28 protein-coding genes are annotated in these 20,494 nt (G+C 46.1%); 8 read left to right on the forward strand and 20 right to left on the reverse strand.

Going from position 1 to position 20,494, the window contains the following annotated elements; translation table 11 throughout:
* Positions 1–47 precede the first annotated feature (47 nt).
* Both CP943_RS11840 and CP943_RS11845 read left to right on the forward strand, forming a co-directional pair.
* Positions 48–758, forward strand: coding sequence for a class I SAM-dependent methyltransferase (locus tag CP943_RS11840; protein ID WP_026579549.1), 711 nt, complete (start codon positions 48–50; stop codon positions 756–758).
* Between the two features lie 99 nt (positions 759–857).
* Positions 858–1,112, forward strand: coding sequence for a hypothetical protein (locus CP943_RS11845; protein WP_020451839.1), 255 nt, complete (start codon positions 858–860; stop codon positions 1,110–1,112).
* Between the two features lie 35 nt (positions 1,113–1,147).
* On the opposite strand, the gene CP943_RS11850 is transcribed toward CP943_RS11845, so the two are convergent.
* Both CP943_RS11850 and deoD read right to left on the reverse strand, forming a co-directional pair.
* The gene (locus CP943_RS11850; protein WP_025811280.1) at positions 1,148–1,969 is read right to left on the reverse strand and encodes a M15 family metallopeptidase; all 822 of its coding nucleotides are present in this window, start codon (positions 1,967–1,969) and stop codon (positions 1,148–1,150) included.
* Between the two features lie 33 nt (positions 1,970–2,002).
* Positions 2,003–2,701, reverse strand: a complete 699-nt coding sequence (gene deoD, locus CP943_RS11855) for a purine-nucleoside phosphorylase (protein ID WP_003182742.1) — start codon at positions 2,699–2,701, stop codon at positions 2,003–2,005.
* Positions 2,702–2,909: 208 nt separating this feature from the next.
* Here deoD and CP943_RS11860 point away from each other — a divergent pair, with 208 nt between their 5' ends.
* The 3 genes from CP943_RS11860 (at position 2,910) to CP943_RS11870 (ending at position 5,008) form a co-directional block, all read left to right on the forward strand.
* On the forward strand, positions 2,910–3,917 hold the full coding sequence (locus CP943_RS11860) for a permease (RefSeq protein WP_026579548.1): 1,008 nt from the start codon (positions 2,910–2,912) through the stop codon (positions 3,915–3,917).
* Positions 3,918–3,933: 16 nt separating this feature from the next.
* On the forward strand, positions 3,934–4,806 hold the full coding sequence (locus CP943_RS11865) for a TIGR03943 family putative permease subunit (RefSeq protein ID WP_020451842.1): 873 nt from the start codon (positions 3,934–3,936) through the stop codon (positions 4,804–4,806).
* Between the two features lie 70 nt (positions 4,807–4,876).
* The gene (locus tag CP943_RS11870) at positions 4,877–5,008 is read left to right on the forward strand and encodes a hypothetical protein (protein WP_023857374.1); all 132 of its coding nucleotides are present in this window, start codon (positions 4,877–4,879) and stop codon (positions 5,006–5,008) included.
* Positions 5,009–5,045: 37 nt separating this feature from the next.
* On the opposite strand, the gene CP943_RS11875 is transcribed toward CP943_RS11870, so the two are convergent.
* The 3 genes from CP943_RS11875 to CP943_RS11885 form a co-directional block, all read right to left on the reverse strand.
* Positions 5,046–5,357 (reverse strand): YodL domain-containing protein, encoded by a 312-nt coding sequence (locus tag CP943_RS11875; protein ID WP_173636688.1) that lies wholly within the window; start codon positions 5,355–5,357, stop codon positions 5,046–5,048.
* 63 nt (positions 5,358–5,420) lie between these two features.
* Positions 5,421–6,032 carry a phosphatase PAP2 family protein gene (locus tag CP943_RS11880; RefSeq protein WP_026579547.1) on the reverse strand — a complete coding sequence of 204 codons (612 nt, stop codon included), beginning with the start codon at positions 6,030–6,032 and terminating at the stop codon, positions 5,421–5,423.
* A 109-nt stretch (positions 6,033–6,141) separates the two neighbouring features.
* On the reverse strand, positions 6,142–6,312 hold the full coding sequence (locus CP943_RS11885) for a YozD family protein (RefSeq protein WP_020451846.1): 171 nt from the start codon (positions 6,310–6,312) through the stop codon (positions 6,142–6,144).
* Between the two features lie 122 nt (positions 6,313–6,434).
* Here CP943_RS11885 and CP943_RS22695 point away from each other — a divergent pair, with 122 nt between their 5' ends.
* On the forward strand, positions 6,435–6,569 hold the full coding sequence (locus CP943_RS22695) for a hypothetical protein (RefSeq protein WP_020451847.1): 135 nt from the start codon (positions 6,435–6,437) through the stop codon (positions 6,567–6,569).
* Here the strand turns inward: CP943_RS22695 and CP943_RS11890 are convergent.
* The 14 genes from CP943_RS11890 to msrA all read right to left on the reverse strand — a co-directional run bounded on the left by CP943_RS11890 (position 6,562) and on the right by msrA (position 18,147).
* Entirely contained in the window at positions 6,562–7,242 is a 681-nt protein-coding gene (locus CP943_RS11890; protein ID WP_020451848.1) for a hypothetical protein, read from the reverse strand. The genes CP943_RS22695 and CP943_RS11890 overlap by 8 nt on opposite strands.
* A 165-nt stretch (positions 7,243–7,407) precedes the next feature.
* On the reverse strand, positions 7,408–7,629 hold the full coding sequence (locus CP943_RS11895; RefSeq protein WP_020451849.1) for a YozE family protein: 222 nt from the start codon (positions 7,627–7,629) through the stop codon (positions 7,408–7,410).
* An 86-nt stretch (positions 7,630–7,715) separates the two neighbouring features.
* Positions 7,716–7,997 (reverse strand): YokU family protein, encoded by a 282-nt coding sequence (locus tag CP943_RS11900; protein WP_020451850.1) that lies wholly within the window; start codon positions 7,995–7,997, stop codon positions 7,716–7,718.
* Positions 7,994–9,403, reverse strand: coding sequence for a lysine 2,3-aminomutase (kamA, locus tag CP943_RS11905; protein ID WP_105981025.1), 1,410 nt, complete (start codon positions 9,401–9,403; stop codon positions 7,994–7,996). Before kamA ends, CP943_RS11900 begins: the two co-directional genes overlap by 4 nt.
* Before the next feature lie 98 nt (positions 9,404–9,501).
* Positions 9,502–10,335, reverse strand: coding sequence for a putative beta-lysine N-acetyltransferase (gene ablB, locus CP943_RS11910; RefSeq protein WP_043054351.1), 834 nt, complete (start codon positions 10,333–10,335; stop codon positions 9,502–9,504).
* Between the two features lie 27 nt (positions 10,336–10,362).
* A complete protein-coding gene (locus CP943_RS11915; RefSeq protein ID WP_043054352.1) occupies positions 10,363–11,631 on the reverse strand; it encodes a peptidase in 1,269 nt (422 codons plus the stop codon).
* 13 nt (positions 11,632–11,644) lie between these two features.
* Complete coding sequence (locus CP943_RS11920) at positions 11,645–12,298, reverse strand: 3-oxoacid CoA-transferase subunit B (protein WP_020451854.1); 654 nt, start codon at positions 12,296–12,298, stop codon at positions 11,645–11,647.
* Positions 12,280–12,972, reverse strand: coding sequence for a CoA transferase subunit A (locus CP943_RS11925; RefSeq protein ID WP_020451855.1), 693 nt, complete (start codon positions 12,970–12,972; stop codon positions 12,280–12,282). Before CP943_RS11925 ends, CP943_RS11920 begins: the two co-directional genes overlap by 19 nt.
* Positions 12,969–14,309, reverse strand: a complete 1,341-nt coding sequence (locus CP943_RS11930) for an aspartate aminotransferase family protein (protein WP_043054353.1) — start codon at positions 14,307–14,309, stop codon at positions 12,969–12,971. Before CP943_RS11930 ends, CP943_RS11925 begins: the two co-directional genes overlap by 4 nt.
* Positions 14,310–14,474: 165 nt before the next feature.
* On the reverse strand, positions 14,475–15,710 hold the full coding sequence (locus CP943_RS11935; protein WP_020451857.1) for an MFS transporter: 1,236 nt from the start codon (positions 15,708–15,710) through the stop codon (positions 14,475–14,477).
* Between the two features lie 138 nt (positions 15,711–15,848).
* Positions 15,849–15,977, reverse strand: coding sequence for a YjcZ family sporulation protein (locus tag CP943_RS11940; protein ID WP_003182774.1), 129 nt, complete (start codon positions 15,975–15,977; stop codon positions 15,849–15,851).
* Between the two features lie 80 nt (positions 15,978–16,057).
* Complete coding sequence (locus tag CP943_RS11945; RefSeq protein ID WP_095291666.1) at positions 16,058–16,825, reverse strand: GNAT family N-acetyltransferase; 768 nt, start codon at positions 16,823–16,825, stop codon at positions 16,058–16,060.
* A 349-nt stretch (positions 16,826–17,174) separates the two neighbouring features.
* A complete protein-coding gene (msrB, locus tag CP943_RS11950) occupies positions 17,175–17,615 on the reverse strand; it encodes a peptide-methionine (R)-S-oxide reductase MsrB (protein ID WP_020451861.1) in 441 nt (146 codons plus the stop codon).
* Positions 17,602–18,147: a peptide-methionine (S)-S-oxide reductase MsrA gene (gene msrA, locus CP943_RS11955; protein ID WP_075213126.1), complete on the reverse strand. Its 546-nt coding sequence runs from the start codon at positions 18,145–18,147 to the stop codon at positions 17,602–17,604. The genes msrB and msrA overlap by 14 nt, the downstream gene beginning before the upstream one ends.
* 356 nt (positions 18,148–18,503) lie before the next feature.
* On the opposite strand from msrA, the gene CP943_RS11960 reads away from it, so the two are divergent.
* Both CP943_RS11960 and CP943_RS11965 read left to right on the forward strand, forming a co-directional pair.
* The gene (locus CP943_RS11960) at positions 18,504–18,938 is read left to right on the forward strand and encodes a MarR family transcriptional regulator (RefSeq protein WP_020451863.1); all 435 of its coding nucleotides are present in this window, start codon (positions 18,504–18,506) and stop codon (positions 18,936–18,938) included.
* Positions 18,939–19,000: 62 nt separating this feature from the next.
* Complete coding sequence (locus CP943_RS11965; RefSeq protein WP_020451864.1) at positions 19,001–19,252, forward strand: hypothetical protein; 252 nt, start codon at positions 19,001–19,003, stop codon at positions 19,250–19,252.
* Positions 19,253–19,312: 60 nt separating this feature from the next.
* On the opposite strand, the gene CP943_RS11970 is transcribed toward CP943_RS11965, so the two are convergent.
* Positions 19,313–20,401 (reverse strand): GGDEF domain-containing protein, encoded by a 1,089-nt coding sequence (locus CP943_RS11970; RefSeq protein WP_105981026.1) that lies wholly within the window; start codon positions 20,399–20,401, stop codon positions 19,313–19,315.
* Positions 20,402–20,494: the final 93 nt, after the last annotated feature.

Consider the following 20,494-nt stretch of genomic DNA (forward strand, 5'->3'; position numbering starts at 1 on the left):
CATTATTCCTTTTTTGCATATGCATACAAAAAAGGAGGGATCTCAATTTGAGCGATTATTTAGACATGCTTGCCAGCTTCGGCGTCTCATCCGCTCATCCTGGCGGGATGTCCCTGTCAAAGGCAGTGCTCGCCAAAGCCGGCATCGACCCTGAGCAGCCGATTCTTGATGCAGGCTGCGGAACCGGCCAGACCGCCGCTTATTTGGGGCAGATGCTGTTTCCTGTCACTGCCCTTGATGCCGACCCGGTCATGATCGATAAAGCCCGACAGCGTTTTAAAAAAGAACAGCTATCCATTCCGATTGTCCACTCTCCACTCGAGGAAATGCCGTTTCAGTCTGAAAGCTTTGCCTGTGTATTATCTGAATCTGTACTGAGCTTCACAGATATCCGGTCCGCTTTACAGGAAATCCGGCGGATTTTAAAACCCGGAGGGATGCTGATCGCGATCGAAGTGTGCCTTAAGGAAGGCAACGCTCTGACAGACGAAGCCAAAAAAGAAATCACGGACTTTTACGGATTCACCGCTTTAAATGCCGAGAATGAATGGGTCAATGTCCTGCGGGAAGAAGGATTTTCAAAGGTTAGCATCATCCCTGTCCTATTGGAAGACACAGCAGACCCTGATGACGCCGTCGAAATGGATCTGTCGCCTTCGATTTCCGACAAAAACTATGAAACAATGGAAAAACACCTGCATTACCTGGAAAAATACCGGGATTCTCTTGATCATATTATTTTTATATCACATCTATAAACCATCATTTGTCCTCCTTCTTTCGTCCAACCTTTTCTATTGAAACTGTCATAAGCTGACTAGGAATAGAATAGATTAGATGATGGAAGGAGCATTCAAGTGGACCGATATTATAGGTTTTGCCACCAAAATGTTGGCAGAGTTGCGAGAATCACCGACAAAGGAGGCCGCGTCCATGTCGGAAGAATCGTCCGTGTATCACCAAGCAAAGTGTATATCGCCCCGATGATCAGACGGGGAGGCCGCGGGTTCGCCTACGGATATTACGGCGGCGGATGGGGTTGGGGCCCTGTATACGGACTTGGCCTCGGTTTAATTGCAGGTGTGGCCCTTGCAGGTTTGTTTTTTTGGTAACATGAAAAGGCCGATATCTATCGGCCTTTTCCCTTTTATATCTTTTTCACCTGTTTAAAATACTCTTCAAGCGTCAAGCCGCGTTCTTGGATGACTTTAGCCGCTTTTTTGCCTACATAGCGCAGGTGCCATGGTTCATACTTATATTTCGTAATGTCTTCTTTGTTTTTCGGATAACGGATGATATAGCCGTATTTGTAGGCGTTCTTCTCGACCCATTGTCCGTCTTTCGTATTGCCGAAGTCCTCTGATAAGGCGAAGCCGTTGCTTTTGCTGGAAATATCCATCGCAAGTCCTGTCTGATGCTCGCTTTGACCCGGATATGCCACAGCTTCTTTCGCCTTTTCTTCTCCCTTTTGGCTCACTTCGTTGTTATAGATCGCTTTTTGTCTGTCATAGGATCTGTAGCCGGACACCGCAGCCAGTTCATAGCCTTCTTTTTTCGCGGCACTGAACATCTCTTCAAGCGCTTTGGCGGCTTCTTTTCTGATATACCGCTTGTCAATATCCTCGGTAAAAGAAAACGCGACATCAGGCACTGTCAAGTCGCTCGGTGCATAGTTACCGGGAAGCGCGTACTCTTTATTGACAAGCGCCAGTATGTTTTCCGGATTTTGAATCGTCGGCAGCCCGTCTACATCTTTAATTTGATTAAAATACTTGCTCTCAAGTATGAACTCCTGATCTTCCAGGCTGCTGTCGTCCTTTTGGTCTTTCGCATCTTTGCTTGCATTTGCAGTGTTCTGTGTTTTAGCCGTGTCATTTTGCTTCTGTTCAGTCATGGTACATCCTGTGCCAAGCAGAACCGCTGCACTCAGCAATGAAGCAATCGTCACGTATTTGTACTTTCCGTTCATTCGAATCCATCCTTTTTCAGTGCATGTATCTGGTTACAATGCGGTATCCAGAGCCAGCAGAATCATATCATTAAAGGTCGTCTGTCTTTCTTCTGCCGTTGTTTCCTCGCCGGTAATAACGTGATCGCTGACCGTTAAAATGGAGAGGGCTTTTCGGCCGAATTTCGCAGCTAATGTATAAAGCGCCGTCGTTTCCATCTCGACCGCAAGCACTCCGTGTTTGGCAAGCTTCTCAATTTGGCTGTCGTCATTATAGAATTGATCCGCCGTAAACACGTTCCCTGCCGTAACCGGGATGTTCCGCTCACTTGCAGCGTCATAAGCAGCTTTTAACAGGCCGAAGTCTGCGCAGGGCGCAAAGTCGATCGATCCGAATGCCACTCTGTTGATTTGCGAATCGGTTGATGAAGTCATTGCCAGAATGACATCTCTTACATTGACGTCTTTTCTGATCGCACCGCACGATCCGACGCGGATCAGGTTTTTCACATCATAGCTTCTGATCAGTTCATTGACATAAATTGAAATAGACGGCACACCCATGCCTGTCCCCTGTACGGAAACGCGCTTTCCTTTATAAGTGCCCGTAAAGCCGTACATTCCCCGTACTTCGTTATAACATTCAACGTTTTCCAAATATGTATCAGCGATATATTTTGCACGCAGCGGGTCTCCCGGCAGCAGCACCGTTTCTGCAATTTGTCCTTTTTCTGCGCCAATATGTACGCTCATGAATATTCCTCCTGCCTTTTTAAAGCTGATTGGTGATGATGATTGCAGCATCCACTCGCATATGTATTATAAACCAACATCGCGGAAAAAGAAAATAAAGCCCTGCTTCACTTCGGCATCATTCTTTTGTTGTCATGTTTAAAAAAGGACAGGCATACCTTTAAAAAAGAATCATTACGATTAGCTATTTCAGGATGGAGGAAAAGTGATGTTTCGTTCACTTAATAGTTATTTAATCGACTTTACCGGGCTTGTTGTCATCGGTGTTTTGCTATGCCTTGTGTCAGCCGGCGGATCGCTCGCCGCAGGCCTCCCCTTCCAGATTCCGGCTTCCGTTCAGCAGCTGAATACGATTTTCATCAGCATTTTAATCGAAGCTCTTCCCTTTGTGTTAATCGGGGTATTGATCGCCGGTTTCATCCAGATTTTTGTGACTGAAGAGCACATCCGCTCGCTTTTTCCAAAAAACAGGTTTTCAGGAGTAATTGTCAGCTGTTTGCTCGGCGCTTGTTTTCCGGCTTGCGAATGCGGAATTGTCCCGATCGTGAGAAGGCTCGTCTCAAAAGGCGTTCCCATCTACGCCGGCGTCGGCTTTCTGTTGACAGGTCCGCTGATCAATCCGATTGTCATCTTATCCACTTTTATGGCATTTGGCAATGATTTGCGAATGGCCGTTTTAAGGGTTACTGTCGGTTTTGCCGTAGCGGTCATCATCGCTTTTACGATCAGCATGATGTTCCGCTCCAGCCAGCTGAAAACGGAAAGCAGCATAACAGCTGCACACTGCGCCCATTCCGGCAGACAATCCCCTTTTTCGGAAAAGCTATTTGATATGCTGAAACACGCTGTTGACGAATTCTTTGATATGGGAAGGTTTCTGATTATCGGCGCTTTAATTGCCGCACTTGTGCAAACCTACCTCCCGTTAAAATCGCTGTTTTTGTTCGGAGGGGGCATGCTCGACTCGGCATTGGTCATGATGGGACTGGCTTACTTCTTATCACTGTGCTCTGAAGCGGATGCATTTATCGGCGCCTCCTTCTCCAATTTGTTTCCTTCTTCGTCCATCCTTGCTTTTCTCGTATACGGACCGATGCTCGATTTAAAAAATACGGTCATGATGCTGCATGCGTTTAAGCCGAAGTTCGTCATTTGTTTGTCTGTTCTGATCACAGTTGTTGTCTATGTTTGTATCAAATTTGTCAGTTTGCTTTAGAAAGGAGGTTTCACCAATGGTTTTTCAGCCTCGGCAATTTTTGCGCGCACTCGTGTTGGCGGCTTTTTCCGTCTTTATTTTCAAGCTCCATTACACAGGGGAAATTAATAAGCTGATCAATCCGAAATACGATTACACAAGCCTCATCGCCGCAGGTGTGTTTGCGTTTCTGTTTATCATTCAGCTGACAAGGGTCTGGACAGTGAAGGATGACCACTCTGGAGATTGCGGCTGCGGACATGATCATGACGAATCAAAGCCTTTTTTCATCAGGCTGATGCATTATGGCGTAATCACGCTTCCCCTTATCACCGGATTCACCCTTTCCCCGGCTGTACTGAATTCGTCTGTCGCCGCCAATAAAGGGACGATGCTCACCAAAACGGAGATCGCCCCTCAAACCGAAGGCGAAAAGGAACATGTCATGACACCGGAGATTCAGCAGGGGCTCGCCGATTCAGCGATGCCGAAGTCGGCGTATGACCGGAAGATGGAGCAATTTAAGCATGAAAAGCGAATTGTCATGAATGACGATATGTTTGCAGACTATTATGATGAAGTGACAAGCCGTCTTGATCATTACATTGGAAAAGAAATCACGGTCAAAGGCTTCGTCCATAAGGAAGCGGGGCTGAGCGCACGCCAGCTCGTGCTGTCCCGATTTATGATCACGCACTGCATTGCAGACGCCAGTCTGATCGGGTTTCTCGCCGAATGGAGCGGCGCTGAGCAATTGCAGCCTGATACATGGATTGAATTGGAAGGAACGCTCGGCAAAGCATCTTATAACGGCGCTGTCATCCCGATCATCCGCACGAAGCGATGGAAGGAGATCAGCGAGCCGAAGCAGCCGTATGTCTACCCGGCCGCGATCAATATGACAGAATAAAGACGACTTTCTCTTGGATAAATAGCGGGGCGTTTAGTCATCCTATTTTTTAGGAAGGAGGTCATAAATGATGGGCAAAAAACAGCGAAACAGAGTCACCGGTCTGAAAAAGAACAACCACATCCCGACAAAGGACGTCATCGCAGCAGAGGATGCACACGAAAAGGAATTCAGCGCCAGAAAACGAAAGAATACAACATAAAAAAACTGCGGACAGCGCTTCCGCAGTTTTTTCAGCTTTACGATGACTGCAGCAAAATGCGGTTGATTTTGCTCCATCCCGTAGACAGCAGTTTATAATAGGTTTTTCCCTTTCTTCCTTCATCGATTAAAACGATGTCGCCTGTTGCAAGGAATCTCGCCTTATAATCATTCGGCACCGTGTCATAAACATTGAAAGTGGAAAATGTCCGTTCCAGCACATCTTCATGGGTTCTGCCGTTTATTTCCGTTCTGTAAACCATTTCATATCCCTTATCTTCACCAAAGCAAGGCGTTTGAAAAATCGTCACATCATAAGGTGTCAGCTTCTTTTTAAACAGTTGAAACATTAACGGCAATACAGATCCCTCCTTTTTTTATACAATTGGCGCTTCGCGGCTCAATCCCTTTGACTACTTTTGTCGAACAAGCGGGTACTTTTCGCCAATTTTTTTGAAGATGAAAAACAGCGCCAGACCGAGAGAAAATCCTGAGATGACATCTGTCATATAATGAACGCCGAGATACATGCGGCTGATGCCGATGAGTCCGACGATAAAGCCTGTCCACATGTAAAGTGCGCGGCTGCGTTGTTGAAAAAAAGGAATGCAGAGCAAAAAGAGATATGCGATAAACGGATATATGCTCGCCGCATTCATTGAATGGCCGCTCGGAAAGCTGTGTGACGATTCGTGGACGAGCGGGTTTATCGCAGGGCGCTCTCTGGCAATCCAGCCTTTTAAAGCTTCATTGGCCGTTCTTTCAACAAAAAACAGCAAATAAAGATACAGTGATGCCGCTGCTTTTTTATAGACGGCAAGTACCAAGGTTAAAGCAAGCATCAGCGGCAGCATGAAGCCGCTTGACCCAAGCTCTGTCACCGCTTTAAAAAACGCTGTGAGAACCGGGTGTCTGACAGACTCGAGAGCTTGTATCACGCTCACATCAAACGATTGAACCGCCGGGATGCGGATAAGAATGGCCATCATTGCAAAGACAGCGGCTGAAAATAGTGCTTTATACATTGAAAAAATCAGTGCCTCCTTGTCATTGTTTTTAAACATTTTACACCCGGCTCCCCCGCCGGGCAAATTTATAAGAAAAACCGGAGCAGGTGCGCCCCGGTCCCTTTTTTCAATCCTCTATATGCTCATCTATCATACATTTTGCAATCAGATAATCAAAGGTGATATCGGCAATTTCGAACAGTTCGTCCTCGCTCGGTATGTAGCCTCTTCTTGTCAGCTCTAGATAAAAAAAATCAGCGATTTCTTCTGTATCTATCATCAGTTCAATTTCTTTCATTGTGATCGCCTCCTTATTCTGATGTATGAGCTGGCATCCGGTTTTATAACCGGTTTGTCATAATGTTTGTCCTCTGTCATATACATGTCGTAACAAGACAAAAGCCGGAAGGGGAAAAGAAAATGATCCAAAAAACGCTTGAAGCACTTGACGGAGAAGGGTTTGACCTGGTATTGGGGAAGGTCTTGAAAGCCATGTTCGGCCTGATTGTGTTCGGCTGTTTTCCTTACTTTTTATATTTGTTGTTTATCATTTGAAATATTCTTTCAGGCTGCTTAACACAAACTCCATCATTTCTTTATATTCCGCATCCTGAAACATTTCATACAATACTTTATAGTCATTGTAAATATCAAGCAGCTCATCCACGACAGCAACAGCCATGTTGCGCTCATGCTCATGCTCCTCGGGATCCCCCGCGAATGGCAGAAACACCTTTTCAGATATCGGTTCATCAAGCTCTTGTCCTGCTTCGCCGACATAATGAACAAACAGAAGCTGATGGACGAACTGGTCCATTTCGTAAGTTCTGAGGACGAGCGTTAAATCTTCTTCTTCGGTTTCAAGCCATTCCCCGTCTTTCAAACGGGTCAGCTCGTAAATGATGTCTTCCCAGCCATCCTCCACATATCTCCAAATTTCCGTTCTGTGCCCGGTGATTTTAAACAATTCTTTGCCGTAATCTTTTACATAGACGACATCCCCGATTAAAAATTCATATTCGATATCAAGCTTTTCCGTATCGACAATGACCCCGTCATAATCTTTGTAGAGCTGAAGAGAAGTCTCAAAATAAAGCACTTCATTATGATTGACTTCATACAAAAAATGCTTATCGATTTTATGAACTTTTGTAATCGTTCCGACCGTCCCGTACATCACGACAACGACAACATCCCCGACTTTGAATTTAGGCGCGTTTGACTTCATATTTGGATTCCCCCTTGCCTTGAAGCTTCCGTGTTACGCTTATCGTATGCTGAGTGCTGTTAATTCGCATGGGCTAAGGTTACAAAGCCCGATGAGTTTTCCGAAAAGCCCAGCCGGCTTTAGGCGAACGTAAAAAATCCGCAGTTATTCAGAACTGCGGATTTTTTATCGCTTTGTTTCCGAAATATATTGCTCCCAAGCCTCATCAAATGTCGTCATCGACGATAAATAATCCCCATTAAGCTCAAGGTAAGAGCTGATTTCATCGTAATGAGTTGATGTCTTGGGAAATCCGTGATCAAGATAAGCGTGGTTCGCAAATTCGCTGATCGCGTCCTTCGGTTTCGGATGGCGGTATTTCATTAAATAATGGTAAAAAGACTTCACGGTCTCCCCTCCTGTCCTCTTTTGATGTTCTATTATACAGGGCGTCTGAAAAAATACAAACAAAAAAAACCGGCAAAAAGCCGGCTTCATGAAGAAAAATCAAAGTAATTGCGCTTCAATATGCGCTCTGTTTTCATCAGCGCATCATACGAAACGGACGAAGGCAGTTTTTTTGTATCGATCAAGAGCAGCTGATTTTCAATTTCCCAAGTGACATTGTCCTCCTGATAGACCATGCCGCAGCCTTCGCATTCCACCGCAGGTGTATCGGTGATTTCGATCGCTTTCGTCCCGTCAGGAAGCTCCCAATAAACCGCCGTGCGGGCTTCCCCGGCTTTTTCTTCGCTGCACCATTCACACCTCTTCATTGCACACGCCCCTCAGCTTCGCCTTCTTTTTTTTGCTGAGCAAGGAATTTCTTTTCTTTCAATTCATCGCGCTTTGCCCGGCGGCTTTTCAATGTTTCATGATCGGGCCTTGTGGAATAGCTCTCCCTTCTTTCAAGCCGTTTTAAGCCGTCCGGTGTGTATGAAAGAGCTTGATCCGCATAGATTGCCGATATGCCGATCTCCTCTTTTTCCTTCATTACATCAGGGAAAATTTTGGAAAAATAGTCATCCGCTCTTCCCGGAATATAGTTCTCAGGCTCAGGATAAGACGTAATGACGCCTTCAAAATTGCGGAGCACGACTTTATCGGGGCTTTGCGAAATCAAGTAATTCGGCTGTATGGCGATTTTTCCGCCCCCGCCCGGCGCGTCAACGACAAAGGTAGGGACTGCATAGCCGCTTGTGTGTCCGCGCAAGCCTTCAATGATTTCAAGACCTTTGGAGACAGGCGCTCTGAAATGGCCGATTCCTTCAGACAAATCGCATTGATAGATATAATACGGACGGACTCTAATTTTCACCAAATCATGCATCAGCTTTTTCATAATGGAAACGCTGTCATTTATACCAGCCAAAATCACGGCCTGATTGCCGACCGGAACCCCGGCGTTGACCAGCTTCTCACAGGCTTCCTTCGCTTCCTTCGTGATTTCGATGCTCGTGTTGAAATGCGTATTCAGCCAGACGGGATGATACTTTTTCAAAATGCTGCAAAGTTTGTCGGTAATCCGCTGCGGGAAGACGACCGGGGCTCTCGTGCCGATCCGGATGATTTCCACGTGCGGGATCGCACGGAGGTTTTTCAAAATATATTCAAGAATTTGATCGTTAATGAGAAGACCGTCCCCTCCTGAAATCAGGACATCCCTGACATCGGGCGTATCCCGGATATATGCGATCGCCTGATCGAGCTGCTTTTTCGGCACGCCCATGCCGATTTGTCCGGAAAAACGCCGCCTTGTACAGTACCTGCAGTACATCGAGCATTGATTAGTGACGAGAAACAAAACCCGGTCCGGATAGCGGTGGGTTAAGCCGGGGACAGGCGAATCTTCATCCTCATGAAGGGGATCTTCAAGGTCGTATTTTGTTTTGTGCATTTCTTCTGCCAGGGGCACCGACTGCATTCTGATCGGACAGCGCGGATCATCCGGATCCATCAGTGAAGCGTAATACGGCGTAATATTTAAAGGGATCGTCTTTGTGGAGATTCTCACCCCTTCTTCTTCCTCTTTCGTAAGATTGACGACTTTTTTCAAATCGTCAAGCGTTCTGACGGTGTTGGTCAGCTGCCAGATCCAGTCGTTCCATTTTTCCTCAGGAACATCTTTCCAAAGCTCAATATCCTTCCAGTGCCTTTTCGGCTGAAACAGACCGTTTTCCATCTTTCATCCCCCTATCAGCATTTTCCCTATACTTTTCAGGTTATGTGACCGGTGTGAAAAGTGTCTCTTCAAATATAAAACCCGCGGAAGACCGCTTTTTAAGACCGGCTTAAATTTTTGCACCAGATGTTCATGTTCTCGATGGTTTTATAAATGAGGCAGTTGTTCAAAAGCCGGCCCCTATATGAGTATGATAAATGATAAAGACTGGCGTTCATCCCGAAAGAAGCTGCTCTTGCGATTGAATAAACGTAAAAGATACCCGCTTGTTTCAAATCGGTTTCGAGTGCGGCAATCAGCCGCCTCGTCAATGAAAAGCCCCTGTATTCCGGCAGGACGGCGCAGTCTGTTATTTCCGCATTCCCCAAAACGGGATTCACGTCTGCACCTGCTGATGCAATCACTTTTTCCCCGTCAAAAGCGAGGTAGTAAACGGCCCCTTTCCCCATCGCTTCCTTAAGATATGCCGGATCTGAAACAGGCGCGGGGTATACAGGAAAGACGCAGTTGTAGAGATCGGCGAGACCAGGCGCATCACTGGAGGCGGCCCTCCTGATTTGAAAGGAAGCGTTTTGGGCCTCCGCGATGCGGGGAGTGCTGAACAGCTCTGTCAGCATTTGATCCTGCGCAAACCAGTCAGCGGTTTTTCGCCTGTCTTCTTTCACATATTTTACGAACACGTCAGCATCATGCCCGTTAAAGTATCCGTCAATTTTCCCTTCCTGTTCAAACGTCCGCTCAAGCAAAGCGTTTCTGTCATTCGTTTTGGTGAAAACGATCATTTTCCCTATGCCGTGTTTTTTTGCTTCTTTCAATATGGCGGGGAAAAATGAACACACATCGCCTTCATAATTGATGATTCTGATTCTTTTACTGAACAAGTCGACATCCGCTTCAAGCGTACAGCTGTCATTACTCCATTTTTCCACCATATTTAACCTCCAAAACAGCTGATCTTTTCACCGTTCATAATCACACCAATTCATAATAAACAGGCTGATGATTTTGGCTGACTGAATCAGGGCGTCTTTTTCAATGTATTCATTTGCCTGGTGGGCCATTTTCGTCTCTCCCGGTCCGAAGACGATGACAGGGGTGCCTCCGGCGTGCGACAATATTCCGCCGTCTGTCGCCCACGGGGAAGCTTCGATTAGGGGATCGTTTGCCGTGATGGTTTGATAGGCGGATTTCAGCACTTTCGTCAGTTCATGGTCTTCAGCCAAATCGTTCGGGAGCCACATGGCGCCGAACCATTCTATGTCAACAGGGTAGTGTTTAAACCATTCATCATGGTATTGAAGATCATTGAGCCAGTTTTCAAACTCGGACTGGACGGCTTCAGGAGATTCGTTCGGAGCGATTCCGCACCTTCCTTCCAGTGTCACCGTGTCAGCGACCGATGAAGGCCATGCGCCTCCTTTGATCGTGCCGATGTTAATCGGAACCGGAATCGGGATATTGTCATACAAAGAATCTGTTATTCTCTTATTCCTGACCTGTTCAAGCTGGCGAAGCGACTGGATGACAAGCATGCTTTTTTCAACGGCGCTGACACCTTCATATCTTGTGCCGCCGTGTGCAGAAAGCCCTTTGACCGTGATTCTGAACCACATCGACCCCTGCTGCTTAATAAACATTTTCATATTTGTCGGCTCGGGAATCAAAGCGCCGTCCGCCTTGTAGCCCCTCATGACGGCCGCCAGCGTCCCGGCTCCGCCACACTCCTCGTCTACGACACTTTGAAAAATCAGGTCTCCTTTTAATTGAACCCCGCATTGCTCCAGCGCTTCCATCGCCATTAAAAGAGCCGTATTGCCGCCTTTCATGTCAGTTGTGCCCCGGCCGTATATCCGTCCTTGCTTCATGACCGGCTGAAAAGGCTCCGTCTCCCAGTCTTTTCTGTTTCCTTCAGGCACGACATCGATGTGTCCGTTTAAGATCAGCGATTTCCCGCCGCCCTTTCCTCTTTTGACAGCCGTAATATTCGGGCTTTCTTTAAAGCTTGTTCTGTCTGATTTAAACAGCGGGTGCTGTTCCAATTGCTTCATGCTCGGCTCCCAGACATCGATTTCAGCTTCGAATTGCCTCAGTTTCTCCAGGACGACAGCTTGGGCGGTAAATTCACTGCCCATTGTGCTTTTTTCTCCGACGAGTTTTTTCAAAAGGCGAACCGCTTTTTTCTCGTGCGAATCGATCCAATCGCACACCTTTCTCTCTATGTTCTCCATCCAATTCCTCCTCTTACGAAAGCGGCAGTTCGATCCGGACCTTTCCATCCGTCAGCCGCAGCACATCATCAAGATCCTCTTCATTCATCAGCTCTTTTAATACAAAGCCGCCGCTGTCAATGGTGATCACGGCTTTTTCTGTAATCACCATGTCAACGCAGCCTTTTGCAGTCAGTGGCAGAGTGCAGTCCGCGACAAGTTTGGGTGCGCCGTTTTTATCGGTATGGCTCATCACGACAATGACTTTTTTCGCCTTTTGGGCAAGCTCCATCGCCCCTCCCATTCCAGGAACCTTTTTGCCAGGGACGATCCAGTTGGCCAGATCGCCTGACTGGCTGACCTGCAGAGAACCAAGAATCGTGACATCAATCGCGCCCTTTCTGATCATGCCGAACGACAGAGCCGAATCAAAATAAGAAGCGCCTTTTACTACGGTGACAGGCCAGCCTGCCGCATTGCAAAGATTCTCATCTTCCCTTCCTTTTTCAGGCGACTCGCCGATGCCGAGAAGCCCGTTTTCAGATTGGATCATAACGGAAGTGCCCGGATCTAGAAAATTGGGAACTAAAGACGGAATGCCGATGCCCAGATTGACAATCATTCCGCTTTTGATTTCGCGGGCCGCCCGTTTTGCAATTCTCTCCCGCTCTATGACTCCCAAACCCATTTCCAGTTCACCCCTTCCGTTTCAGCGACACCTTCGACAAAAACACCGGGTGTTACAATTTCTTCTTCATCCAGCTCTCCCAGGGGAACGATCCGCTCCACTTCGGCAAATGTCCGATCAGCAGCCATCGCCATAAGCGGGTTCATGTTACGCGCCGTTTTGTCGTAGATGATATTGCCGAATTCATCGGCGGTTTTCCCATAAATAAAAGCGTATTCCGCACTCAGCGCTTCTTCGGCAAGGTATGCACGACCATTCAAAGAAACGATCTTCTTTCCTTGACGCACCATGTCATTATCGATCCCAATATCGGTCAAAATGCCGCCAAGACCTGTGCCGCCCGCACGGATTCTTTCCGCGAGCGTCCCTTGCGGTGAAAATTCAACGGCGAGAAAACCGTCAGTCATTTGTTTTCCCGCAACGGGATTTGATCCGATATGGGAAGCGATCAGCCGCCTTACGCGGTTATTGACGATTAATGGCCCGATGCCGATGCCGGGAAAGCCTGCGTCATTGCATATGACCGTTAAATTTTTTACGCCTTTTTTCAAAATCGCACTGATGAAAGAAGGCGGTGAACCGACTCCCCCAAATCCGCCAAACATGACGGTCGCTTCGTCTTTCAAATCGGCAATCGCATCTTCAACAGCAATTCGTTTGTTCAGGACCGTCATCTTTCGCGTATCACCTTTTCTGCTTGTTTTTCAATCTCGTGTACGGCATGTTTAAATATATGAATAAGTTCTTCCAGCTCTTGATCCGATATCGTAAGGGGCGGCGCAATGATGACCGCATCTCCCCCGCCGCCGTCAATGCCCGCCTGGGACGGATAAAGAAGCAGGCCTCTTTTTTTCGCTTCGGAAATGACGAGAGCCGACACCGGCATTGATGAAGGAAATGTCTTTTTGCTTTTTCGATCGGCGACAAATTCAATCCCGATAAGAAGCCCCTTGCCCCGAACGTCGCCAATGATGCTCGACTGTTTCATGACTTCTTTCAGCATCTTTTTCAGCTTTTCCCCTTTTACCCTGGCTTGTTTGACAAGATCGTGCTTCAGAATGTAGCGGAGAACAGCGAGCGCCGCACGGGCTGAAAAAGGGTTTGCGCTGTACGTATGTCCGCTCATGATGACTCCTGAGCCGTTTTTGACCGTTTCCATGATGTCATCGGATATGACAGCTGCGGCAATCGGTGAATACCCTGCGCTCATCCCCTTGCCGAGTACGGCAATATCCGGGGTCACACCCCAATGTTCAATCGCCAGCAACCGGCCGGTTCTTCCCATCCCACTCATGACTTCATCCGCAATAAAAAGAATTTCATTTTCTTCGCAAATCTTTTTTACTTTTTTGTAATAACCATCGGGCGCTGTTATGGCTGCTCCAGCAGCCCCGATGACGGGTTCGGCCACGAAGCCCGCGATAAACTGCTTGCCGATCCTTTTAATGGCGAGCTCGATTTCTTTCACGCACGCTTCCTGGCAGTCGGGATGAGAAAGCCGGCATCTGTAGCAGTTTGGCGCAGAAGCGGCGGGATACTTGTGCAGCATGTGCGTAAACCTGTAGCGGCGCTCATAAAATCCCGACAGCGACAGGGCCCCGTTTGTAATTCCGTGATAGCTGTTCCATCTTGAAAGGAAAATCGTTTTGTCGTTTTGTCCTTTTTCCTGCCAGTATTGAACGGCGATTTTCATGGCGGTTTCAACAGCTTCCGACCCGCTGTTGACAAAAAAAGACCAATTCAGATCACCCGGCAGCCATTCAGCAAGGAGTTCGGCAAGCTGTTCAGCCGGTTCACTCGTAAACTGTGAACGGTAGACAAATGAAACGGAATCAAGCTGCTCTTTGAGAGAATCAATCACTTCTTGTACACCGTGCCCGAGATTGCAGGTAACAGCCCCCGAACAGCCGTCAAGGTACCGTTTTCCGGAATTGTCGACAATCCAGCTTCCTTTTGCATACTGAACGACCGGATAGCTTGCGTGCAAATCAGGCTTAAGCAAAAATGACATGAAAACATCCCCCCTTCCCCAATGAGAGGTTTTTCTTTACATTATATGAATGGGGAAAAGGCGGCATTCTCTTTTCAAGTGAAATGGTTGATTTCGGAGCGATCGCCGTTAGTGTAAACAAAAAAATAAAAGGACATGTCCTTTTATTTTTCCAAGCGCGCTTATTCACATTGACGTTTTGTCCTGCAAAGCAACGGTTTCCTTCGTCTGTTTTTCCCATAAATAAAATGATCTCATCATCGAAAACGCAGCAAACGGCGCGGGCAGTGCGACGATGAGGAATAAATATTCGGGACTGACAGCATCCGACAACATTCCCGCGGCCGCATAGCCGAGCGGCATAAAAGCGCTGTTGACCGCAAAAAAAGCGCCCAGCGATCTGCCTCTGTTTTCACCTTCCGTTACCCTTTGCAAGTAACCTTCAATATAGATGTTGACTACGCCGCTGATCATTCCGATGACGATCAAAATCGCGGCGCCGAGCACGACATGATTAATCCAGCCTAGAGGCGACAAAAGCAGGCCGAAAATCAGCATTAAAGCGGGCACAGCAGCTTTTGCGTGCTCCGGTTTTGCGATAAAAGACAAGAAAAGCGCCGCAGACAGCGTCCCGCACGCCCAAAATGATTGAAAAGCGCCGCCCAGCCAAGCCTGATCTTTTAATAATAGCGAGGTCCAAATGACGATATATATTGGAAAACCGCTGAATACAAGCTGCTGTATGCTCGTCCCATACAACAAATACTTGAGCGGCTTATTTTGAAGCAAGCTTGTAAAACCGCTGAACAATTGTTTGTTTGTAAAAGGAATACGCTTTTGGCTGCCCCTTTTATCTTTGATTCTCCACTCCAAAAAGATGGATAGGAAGGAGAGGCTTCCGCACAGCACCCATAACCAGCCGAAATGCAGAAAGGAAAACAGAACCCCTGTGACAAGCGGAACGATCACTTGGATAAGCTGTGTGATCACTTCTTGAAATGCGATTCCTTTTTCAATTTGTTCTTTCCTCAGTGTATCCGGCAAGAGCGATCTTGCAGCAGGTTCGATTGCGGTCAAACATGCCGATACAATCACCCTTGCAACCGCCAGTAACATAACTGAACTCATGCCTGACAGCGCCAAAAATCCGATTATTAAAAATACAGTTGAAATGATCATATCTGAAGCCGCAATCAATTTCCCCCTGTGAAACCTGTCGGACAGCCAGCCTGTAAACGGCGATATCAAAATCGAGACAGTCAGCCCGATGCCGATCACGACGCTTCCCGAAAGGGCGCTTCCGGTTTCAGCTAAAGACCACCATACCAATGAATAATAGAAAAGAACCGAACTAAAGAGCGATAAAAACGTTCCAGACCACAGTCTGAAAAAGTCCCCTTTAATGACCCAAGCATATTTCAAAGTTTCTCCCCCGTTTGTCCGATATTTTCACCTCATGATTATATTACATATATATGTAAAATTTTACAACAAAAACAAAAAACCTTCCGGATGGAAGGCTTTGTGAGCATGTCAAGCGACCGGGCGTTGGGCTTTTAGCTAGCAAATGAAAGCCGCACCGACAATGATGAGCAAAATAAAGAGGACAACGATGAGCACAAATGTGTTTCTGCCGTGAAACCCGTAGCCGTATCCTCCAGTAGGACAGCAATAATGGGAGTAATGCACAGGCTTATCATCCTTTCGTATAAAGTCTACACCCCAGCCTATGCAGGCCAAGTCCCAATTGGTATGTGCACCTGCCTACTTTATTCGAACAAATATTTAAATATCGTCGTAAGCTTTCCCTTCTGCTGAAAACCCAGCTTTTCATAAAACGTTTTCACCTGATCGCTTCCCGAAGTCACAAGATAGCACGATTCCATGCTCGATTGTTTGGCAGCGACGAGCATCTGCTTGATAAGGCCCGATCCATAGCCTTTCCGCTGATAAGGCTCCAAAATGGCGACTTCCTCGATTTTAGCAACGTTTTCGTCCTGATCGAGATAAAGCTCGGCACATCCAATCGGTTCTCCTTCTTCCGAGTAGCAGACACACAGCTGGATGATGCCTTCCTCGTAAAAACGATACTTGCGCAGCAGCTTTTCCTTCGCAAACGCTTCATTGATCGACAACGAATCATAAGCCTGCATGATGCGGCAGCCGTCAATGAGAGATTTCTTCGTCCCCCATTCTGTCCGCACAGGGGAAACTCCTTTCCAATCTGCAAGCCGGATCGAATAAAACAATTCTTCATCAAGAATGTATCCAAGATCAAAGAGCGACTTTTTCATTGTGGAAGGGAGATCGCGGTTAAAAGAGCTTTTCACATGAATATAATTTCGGTTTAAAATATCGGGTACCCCAACGAGCAGGGAGTACAGCTCTGTCAGCGGAAATTCGTCCTGCAGCTGCAGAAAATGAGATGAAAACATTTGCGGGATCTGGTCATCTGTGTATATATGATAATGCGACTCAACTTTTTTGCTGCATGTCAGCATTAAATAACGGTCTTCTGTGTTTGAAATGGATGTCACAACGGCTGCCTCTTTTCTCATGATGTTCTATTATATTGTTTTTCGCTTTCAGAGCAGAAAATCCTCTAAAAAAGATGGCCCTTTTGAAAAAAGTCATCTGAACATGCCGTTTTTCTCAGCTTTCTTCGTTTGTATTTCGTGGGATGTTAACAGATTTTTCTGTATGCTGGGTATCCTCACGGCAGTCTGATGCCGCTTTACTTTAGCAATAGAAACTACTCGACTTTCTAGCTCGGAGTATTCAATTCCAAATTCGGAGATGAAAAAGCCCTCTCTGCTTTGTGAGAGCAAAGAGGGCAAACCATTGGTTATTTATCATACCAAGGTACACGACGAGTGCCTTTAAGATCTATTTTTCCCCTTCAAACAGCTTGGCATATTCGCCGTACCCTTCTTTCTCAAGGTCATCCTTCGGCACGAAACGGAGGGCTGCTGAATTGATGCAATAACGCAGGCCGTCCGGTCCGGGGCCGTCCGGGAACACGTGTCCAAGATGGGAATCGGCAGACTTGCTTCTCACCTCAGTCCGAACCATGCCGTGTGAAGTGTCAAGTTTTTCTTCGATCTCCCCGGTATCGACCGGTTTTGTGAAGCTTGGCCAGCCGCAGTGTGCGTCAAATTTGTCAAGCGATGAAAACAGCGGTTTTCCCGACACGATATCGACATAGATTCCGTCTTCGTGCAGATCCCAGTATTCGTTTTGGAATGGAGGCTCCGTCCCGTTTTTCTGCGTCACTTCATACTGCATCCGGGTCAGCTGCTTCAGCCGTTCTTCTTTATTGTTCGCCATGCTTACGCCCCCAATGCTGTTGTATAAATCCTTCTCTTCCGCTTCCGATCCGATACTGTGTGTAGCGATCAGGATGCTTTTTATGATAATCCTGATGATATTCTTCAGCCGGATAAAATGGCGCGGCTTCCAGAATGTCGGTCGCGATTGGATCTTTAAAGATGCCGCTTTCTTCAAGCTTTTTCTTCGATTCCTCAGCGAGTTTCCGCTGCTTGTTATTATGGAAAAAAATCGCTGTCCGGTAAGACTCGCCGCGGTCTGCGAATTGTCCTCCGCTGTCAGTAGGATCGATTTGCTGCCAGTAGAGTTCCAGCAGTTTTTCGTATGGAAAGACATCGGGATCAAACGTGATTTGCACCGCTTCCCTATGTCCCGTTGTATTGCTGCAAACCTCTTCATAGGTCGGATTTTCCGTATGGCCGCCGGTATAGCCGGATTCGACTTTTATAATGCCCGGCTGTTCGTCAAAAGGCTTGACCATACACCAAAAGCAGCCTCCGGCAAATGTGGCGAGTTCTCGTTTTTCAGCCATCTGTTCTGCCTCCTTCTTTTCAACATTTGTTGGGAACCATTATATCACAGCATGCTCATTTTTAAGCCCTCTCCCGCTCATCGCAAAATCAGCCGCTGCCTAAAAAGAAAAAATGACAATAATATGTCATTGCCATCACTATATTCTAAGAAACAGCAGTATTCATCTATCATTGTCATGGACCGTTGTTCAATTGATGGTCAAATGAACTAAAAATCTTCTGAAACATACACTTGAAAAACGAAAATTATGGTATCATAGTGATATCATGTTCATGAAAAATAATATTCATGCTGATTCGGTCATTCCTTTTTAAAAAAAGCTGAAATTTGCTACTTATATGGAGGGGCGAAATTTTGAAAGTTAGAGAACAAATGATGTATGATATGGAAGCACTGCTTCGCACAGTATTTAAACAGATACGTGATGAGATAAATGAGCTGCTCGAAAAAGAGATGTCCCGCAATGAATTCATGATTCTCCGCCTGCTGAGTGAGCAAGGTCCGAAGAAAGTCACGGAGTTTGCAACGATTTTAGGCGTTTCTGCGAGCCATATCACAGCTGTAACCGATGCGTTGGTTGAAAAAGGATGGATCACGAGAGTCCGGTCAAAAGAAGACAGACGGATCATCAAAATCCATCTGACAGACGCGGGAAAAGAAATTATCAGATATTTTGAAGAAAAGAAAACGGAATATTATTTCAAGCGGTTCAGCAGCTTCAGTGATGAAGAGCTGAAAACGCTGATTGAACTGTTCAGCAAATTGGACAAAAAACGGGAACAGCGCTAATCGGGTTTTCATAAATTGGCCCGAATCTGTGCACCTTAATTAAAAAAGAGGTGTATTGACATATGACAGCTCCTTATCTTTGTCCAAACTGCAAAACAAACCGAACACGGTTCAACTTAATCGAACAGTCCCCGACATCCGTTAAGATTGATCCGGCAACAGGGGAGATCATGGAAACGTATTCAGATGACGAGCTTTCTCCATTTCACCTGCCCTACAGCGGTCCCGCCATAAAAGTGCAGTGCGGCGCGTGCGGATTAATTGAAGACGAAAAGACTTTTATCAAACTTGCGGAATTCGATAAACGAACATAACAAAGACAGGATAGATGGACATCGTTTCATCTATCCTTTTTCGTGCAGCTTAACGTGAATTCAAACGGAGGCGCACACCCGGTTTCTCCCAAGGTGTTTAGCCCTGTACAAACATTGGTCGGCTTTTTCAATCAACTCGTCCGTACTGCGAATGACCTCCGGAAATGCCGCAACCCCAATCGAAACGGTAATATGAATCTTTTTAGAATGAGAAATTGAAAAAGTGTGTGTCTCCACTTCCTTGCGTATCCTTTCAGCAATCTCTGCAGCCTGCGAATGAGAACTGTTCGGCAATATGACCGAAAACTCTTCTCCGCCGTTTCTTGATACGATATCTTCCGCACGTGTTGACTTTTTTAAAATCGTTCCCAGTTCTTTTAAAATCACGTCTCCATTTGAATGTCCGTATGTATCATTAATCCTTTTGAAATAATCGATATCGATCATAAGCAAAGACAGTTTCTCGTTCTTCTCCCTTGCGTTTGAAATATGAGCATTCCATATCGCATCAAAATGGCGGACATTATTCAATCCCGTTAAATAATCAAGCGACGATTCCTCTTCATACTTTTTCAACAGAAAATGAGATTTTTTTAAATATGAGACGACATATACTGATGTAAATCCGCCGATAGTAGATAAAATCCAGAACCATATCATTAAAATTTTCACTAAATGGAAATCATGGAGGAGCATCAAGATCACAATTGAAATCGCCACATTAGCAAAAATAACCAAAGCAAATGTCTTTCGATAAGTGTCAGCGTCTTTATCCATGACCCTGAGGATGAGATAATATCCTATGAATATAGCGATCATTCCTGTAAGCGCTGCAATCGAAGATATATTCCCCCCGTAAACAAATCTTCCTCCTATAATCAGTAGAGAACAAATAAAGGCCGGAAAGACGCCCGTAAATAGAAACAAAATCATAACGGGCACATAACGCAAATCAACGATCGTTTCATCGGTTGCCTGGATCGAAAAGAACATGAGCACATTCCCGAGCAATCCTCCCATGACGCCGTCAATCCAATTAAGTTGTTTGTTTGTAGCTTTTCGGGAAAAAATATTCCACTTTAGCTGAGTGTAGATAAAGAGTGAAGTAATTAAAATGCACAAATTCAAAAATAAATCGATTAAAAACATGACAAGCCCCCAACACCAAACTCATTTTATATTGTATATATCGTCAATTATTAAGACGTTAACAGCATTTTTGTTTCTTTGCTTCAGATGCCC

The sequence above is a fragment of the Bacillus paralicheniformis genome (genome assembly GCF_002993925.1).
In the GTDB taxonomy this organism is placed as follows: domain Bacteria; phylum Bacillota; class Bacilli; order Bacillales; family Bacillaceae; genus Bacillus; species Bacillus paralicheniformis.

What these genes read in the sequence shown, in the direction of transcription:
- CP943_RS11915 (WP_043054352.1), bottom strand. Translation starts at nt 11,631, where the DNA reads ATGGAGAACATAGAGAGAAAGGTGTGCGATTGGATCGATTCGCACGAG.
- CP943_RS11885 (WP_020451846.1), bottom strand. Translation starts at nt 6,312, where the DNA reads ATGAAAGAAATTGAACTGATGATAGATACAGAAGAAATCGCTGATTTT.
- msrB (WP_020451861.1), bottom strand. Translation starts at nt 17,615, where the DNA reads ATGGCGAACAATAAAGAAGAACGGCTGAAGCAGCTGACCCGGATGCAG.
- CP943_RS11860 (WP_026579548.1), top strand. Translation starts at nt 2,910, where the DNA reads ATGTTTCGTTCACTTAATAGTTATTTAATCGACTTTACCGGGCTTGTT.
- CP943_RS11865 (WP_020451842.1), top strand. Translation starts at nt 3,934, where the DNA reads ATGGTTTTTCAGCCTCGGCAATTTTTGCGCGCACTCGTGTTGGCGGCT.
- CP943_RS11920 (WP_020451854.1), bottom strand. Translation starts at nt 12,298, where the DNA reads ATGGGTTTGGGAGTCATAGAGCGGGAGAGAATTGCAAAACGGGCGGCC.
- CP943_RS22695 (WP_020451847.1), top strand. Translation starts at nt 6,435, where the DNA reads ATGATCCAAAAAACGCTTGAAGCACTTGACGGAGAAGGGTTTGACCTG.
- CP943_RS11925 (WP_020451855.1), bottom strand. Translation starts at nt 12,972, where the DNA reads ATGACGGTCCTGAACAAACGAATTGCTGTTGAAGATGCGATTGCCGAT.
- CP943_RS11870 (WP_023857374.1), top strand. Translation starts at nt 4,877, where the DNA reads ATGGGCAAAAAACAGCGAAACAGAGTCACCGGTCTGAAAAAGAACAAC.
- CP943_RS11875 (WP_173636688.1), bottom strand. Translation starts at nt 5,357, where the DNA reads ATGTTTCAACTGTTTAAAAAGAAGCTGACACCTTATGATGTGACGATT.
- CP943_RS11850 (WP_025811280.1), bottom strand. Translation starts at nt 1,969, where the DNA reads ATGAACGGAAAGTACAAATACGTGACGATTGCTTCATTGCTGAGTGCA.
- CP943_RS11930 (WP_043054353.1), bottom strand. Translation starts at nt 14,309, where the DNA reads ATGTCATTTTTGCTTAAGCCTGATTTGCACGCAAGCTATCCGGTCGTT.
- CP943_RS11890 (WP_020451848.1), bottom strand. Translation starts at nt 7,242, where the DNA reads ATGAAGTCAAACGCGCCTAAATTCAAAGTCGGGGATGTTGTCGTTGTC.
- deoD (WP_003182742.1), bottom strand. Translation starts at nt 2,701, where the DNA reads ATGAGCGTACATATTGGCGCAGAAAAAGGACAAATTGCAGAAACGGTG.
- CP943_RS11900 (WP_020451850.1), bottom strand. Translation starts at nt 7,997, where the DNA reads ATGAAGAGGTGTGAATGGTGCAGCGAAGAAAAAGCCGGGGAAGCCCGC.
- ablB (WP_043054351.1), bottom strand. Translation starts at nt 10,335, where the DNA reads ATGGTGGAAAAATGGAGTAATGACAGCTGTACGCTTGAAGCGGATGTC.
- kamA (WP_105981025.1), bottom strand. Translation starts at nt 9,403, where the DNA reads ATGGAAAACGGTCTGTTTCAGCCGAAAAGGCACTGGAAGGATATTGAG.
- CP943_RS11965 (WP_020451864.1), top strand. Translation starts at nt 19,001, where the DNA reads ATGACAGCTCCTTATCTTTGTCCAAACTGCAAAACAAACCGAACACGG.
- CP943_RS11880 (WP_026579547.1), bottom strand. Translation starts at nt 6,032, where the DNA reads ATGTATAAAGCACTATTTTCAGCCGCTGTCTTTGCAATGATGGCCATT.
- CP943_RS11970 (WP_105981026.1), bottom strand. Translation starts at nt 20,401, where the DNA reads ATGTTTTTAATCGATTTATTTTTGAATTTGTGCATTTTAATTACTTCA.
- msrA (WP_075213126.1), bottom strand. Translation starts at nt 18,147, where the DNA reads ATGGCTGAAAAACGAGAACTCGCCACATTTGCCGGAGGCTGCTTTTGG.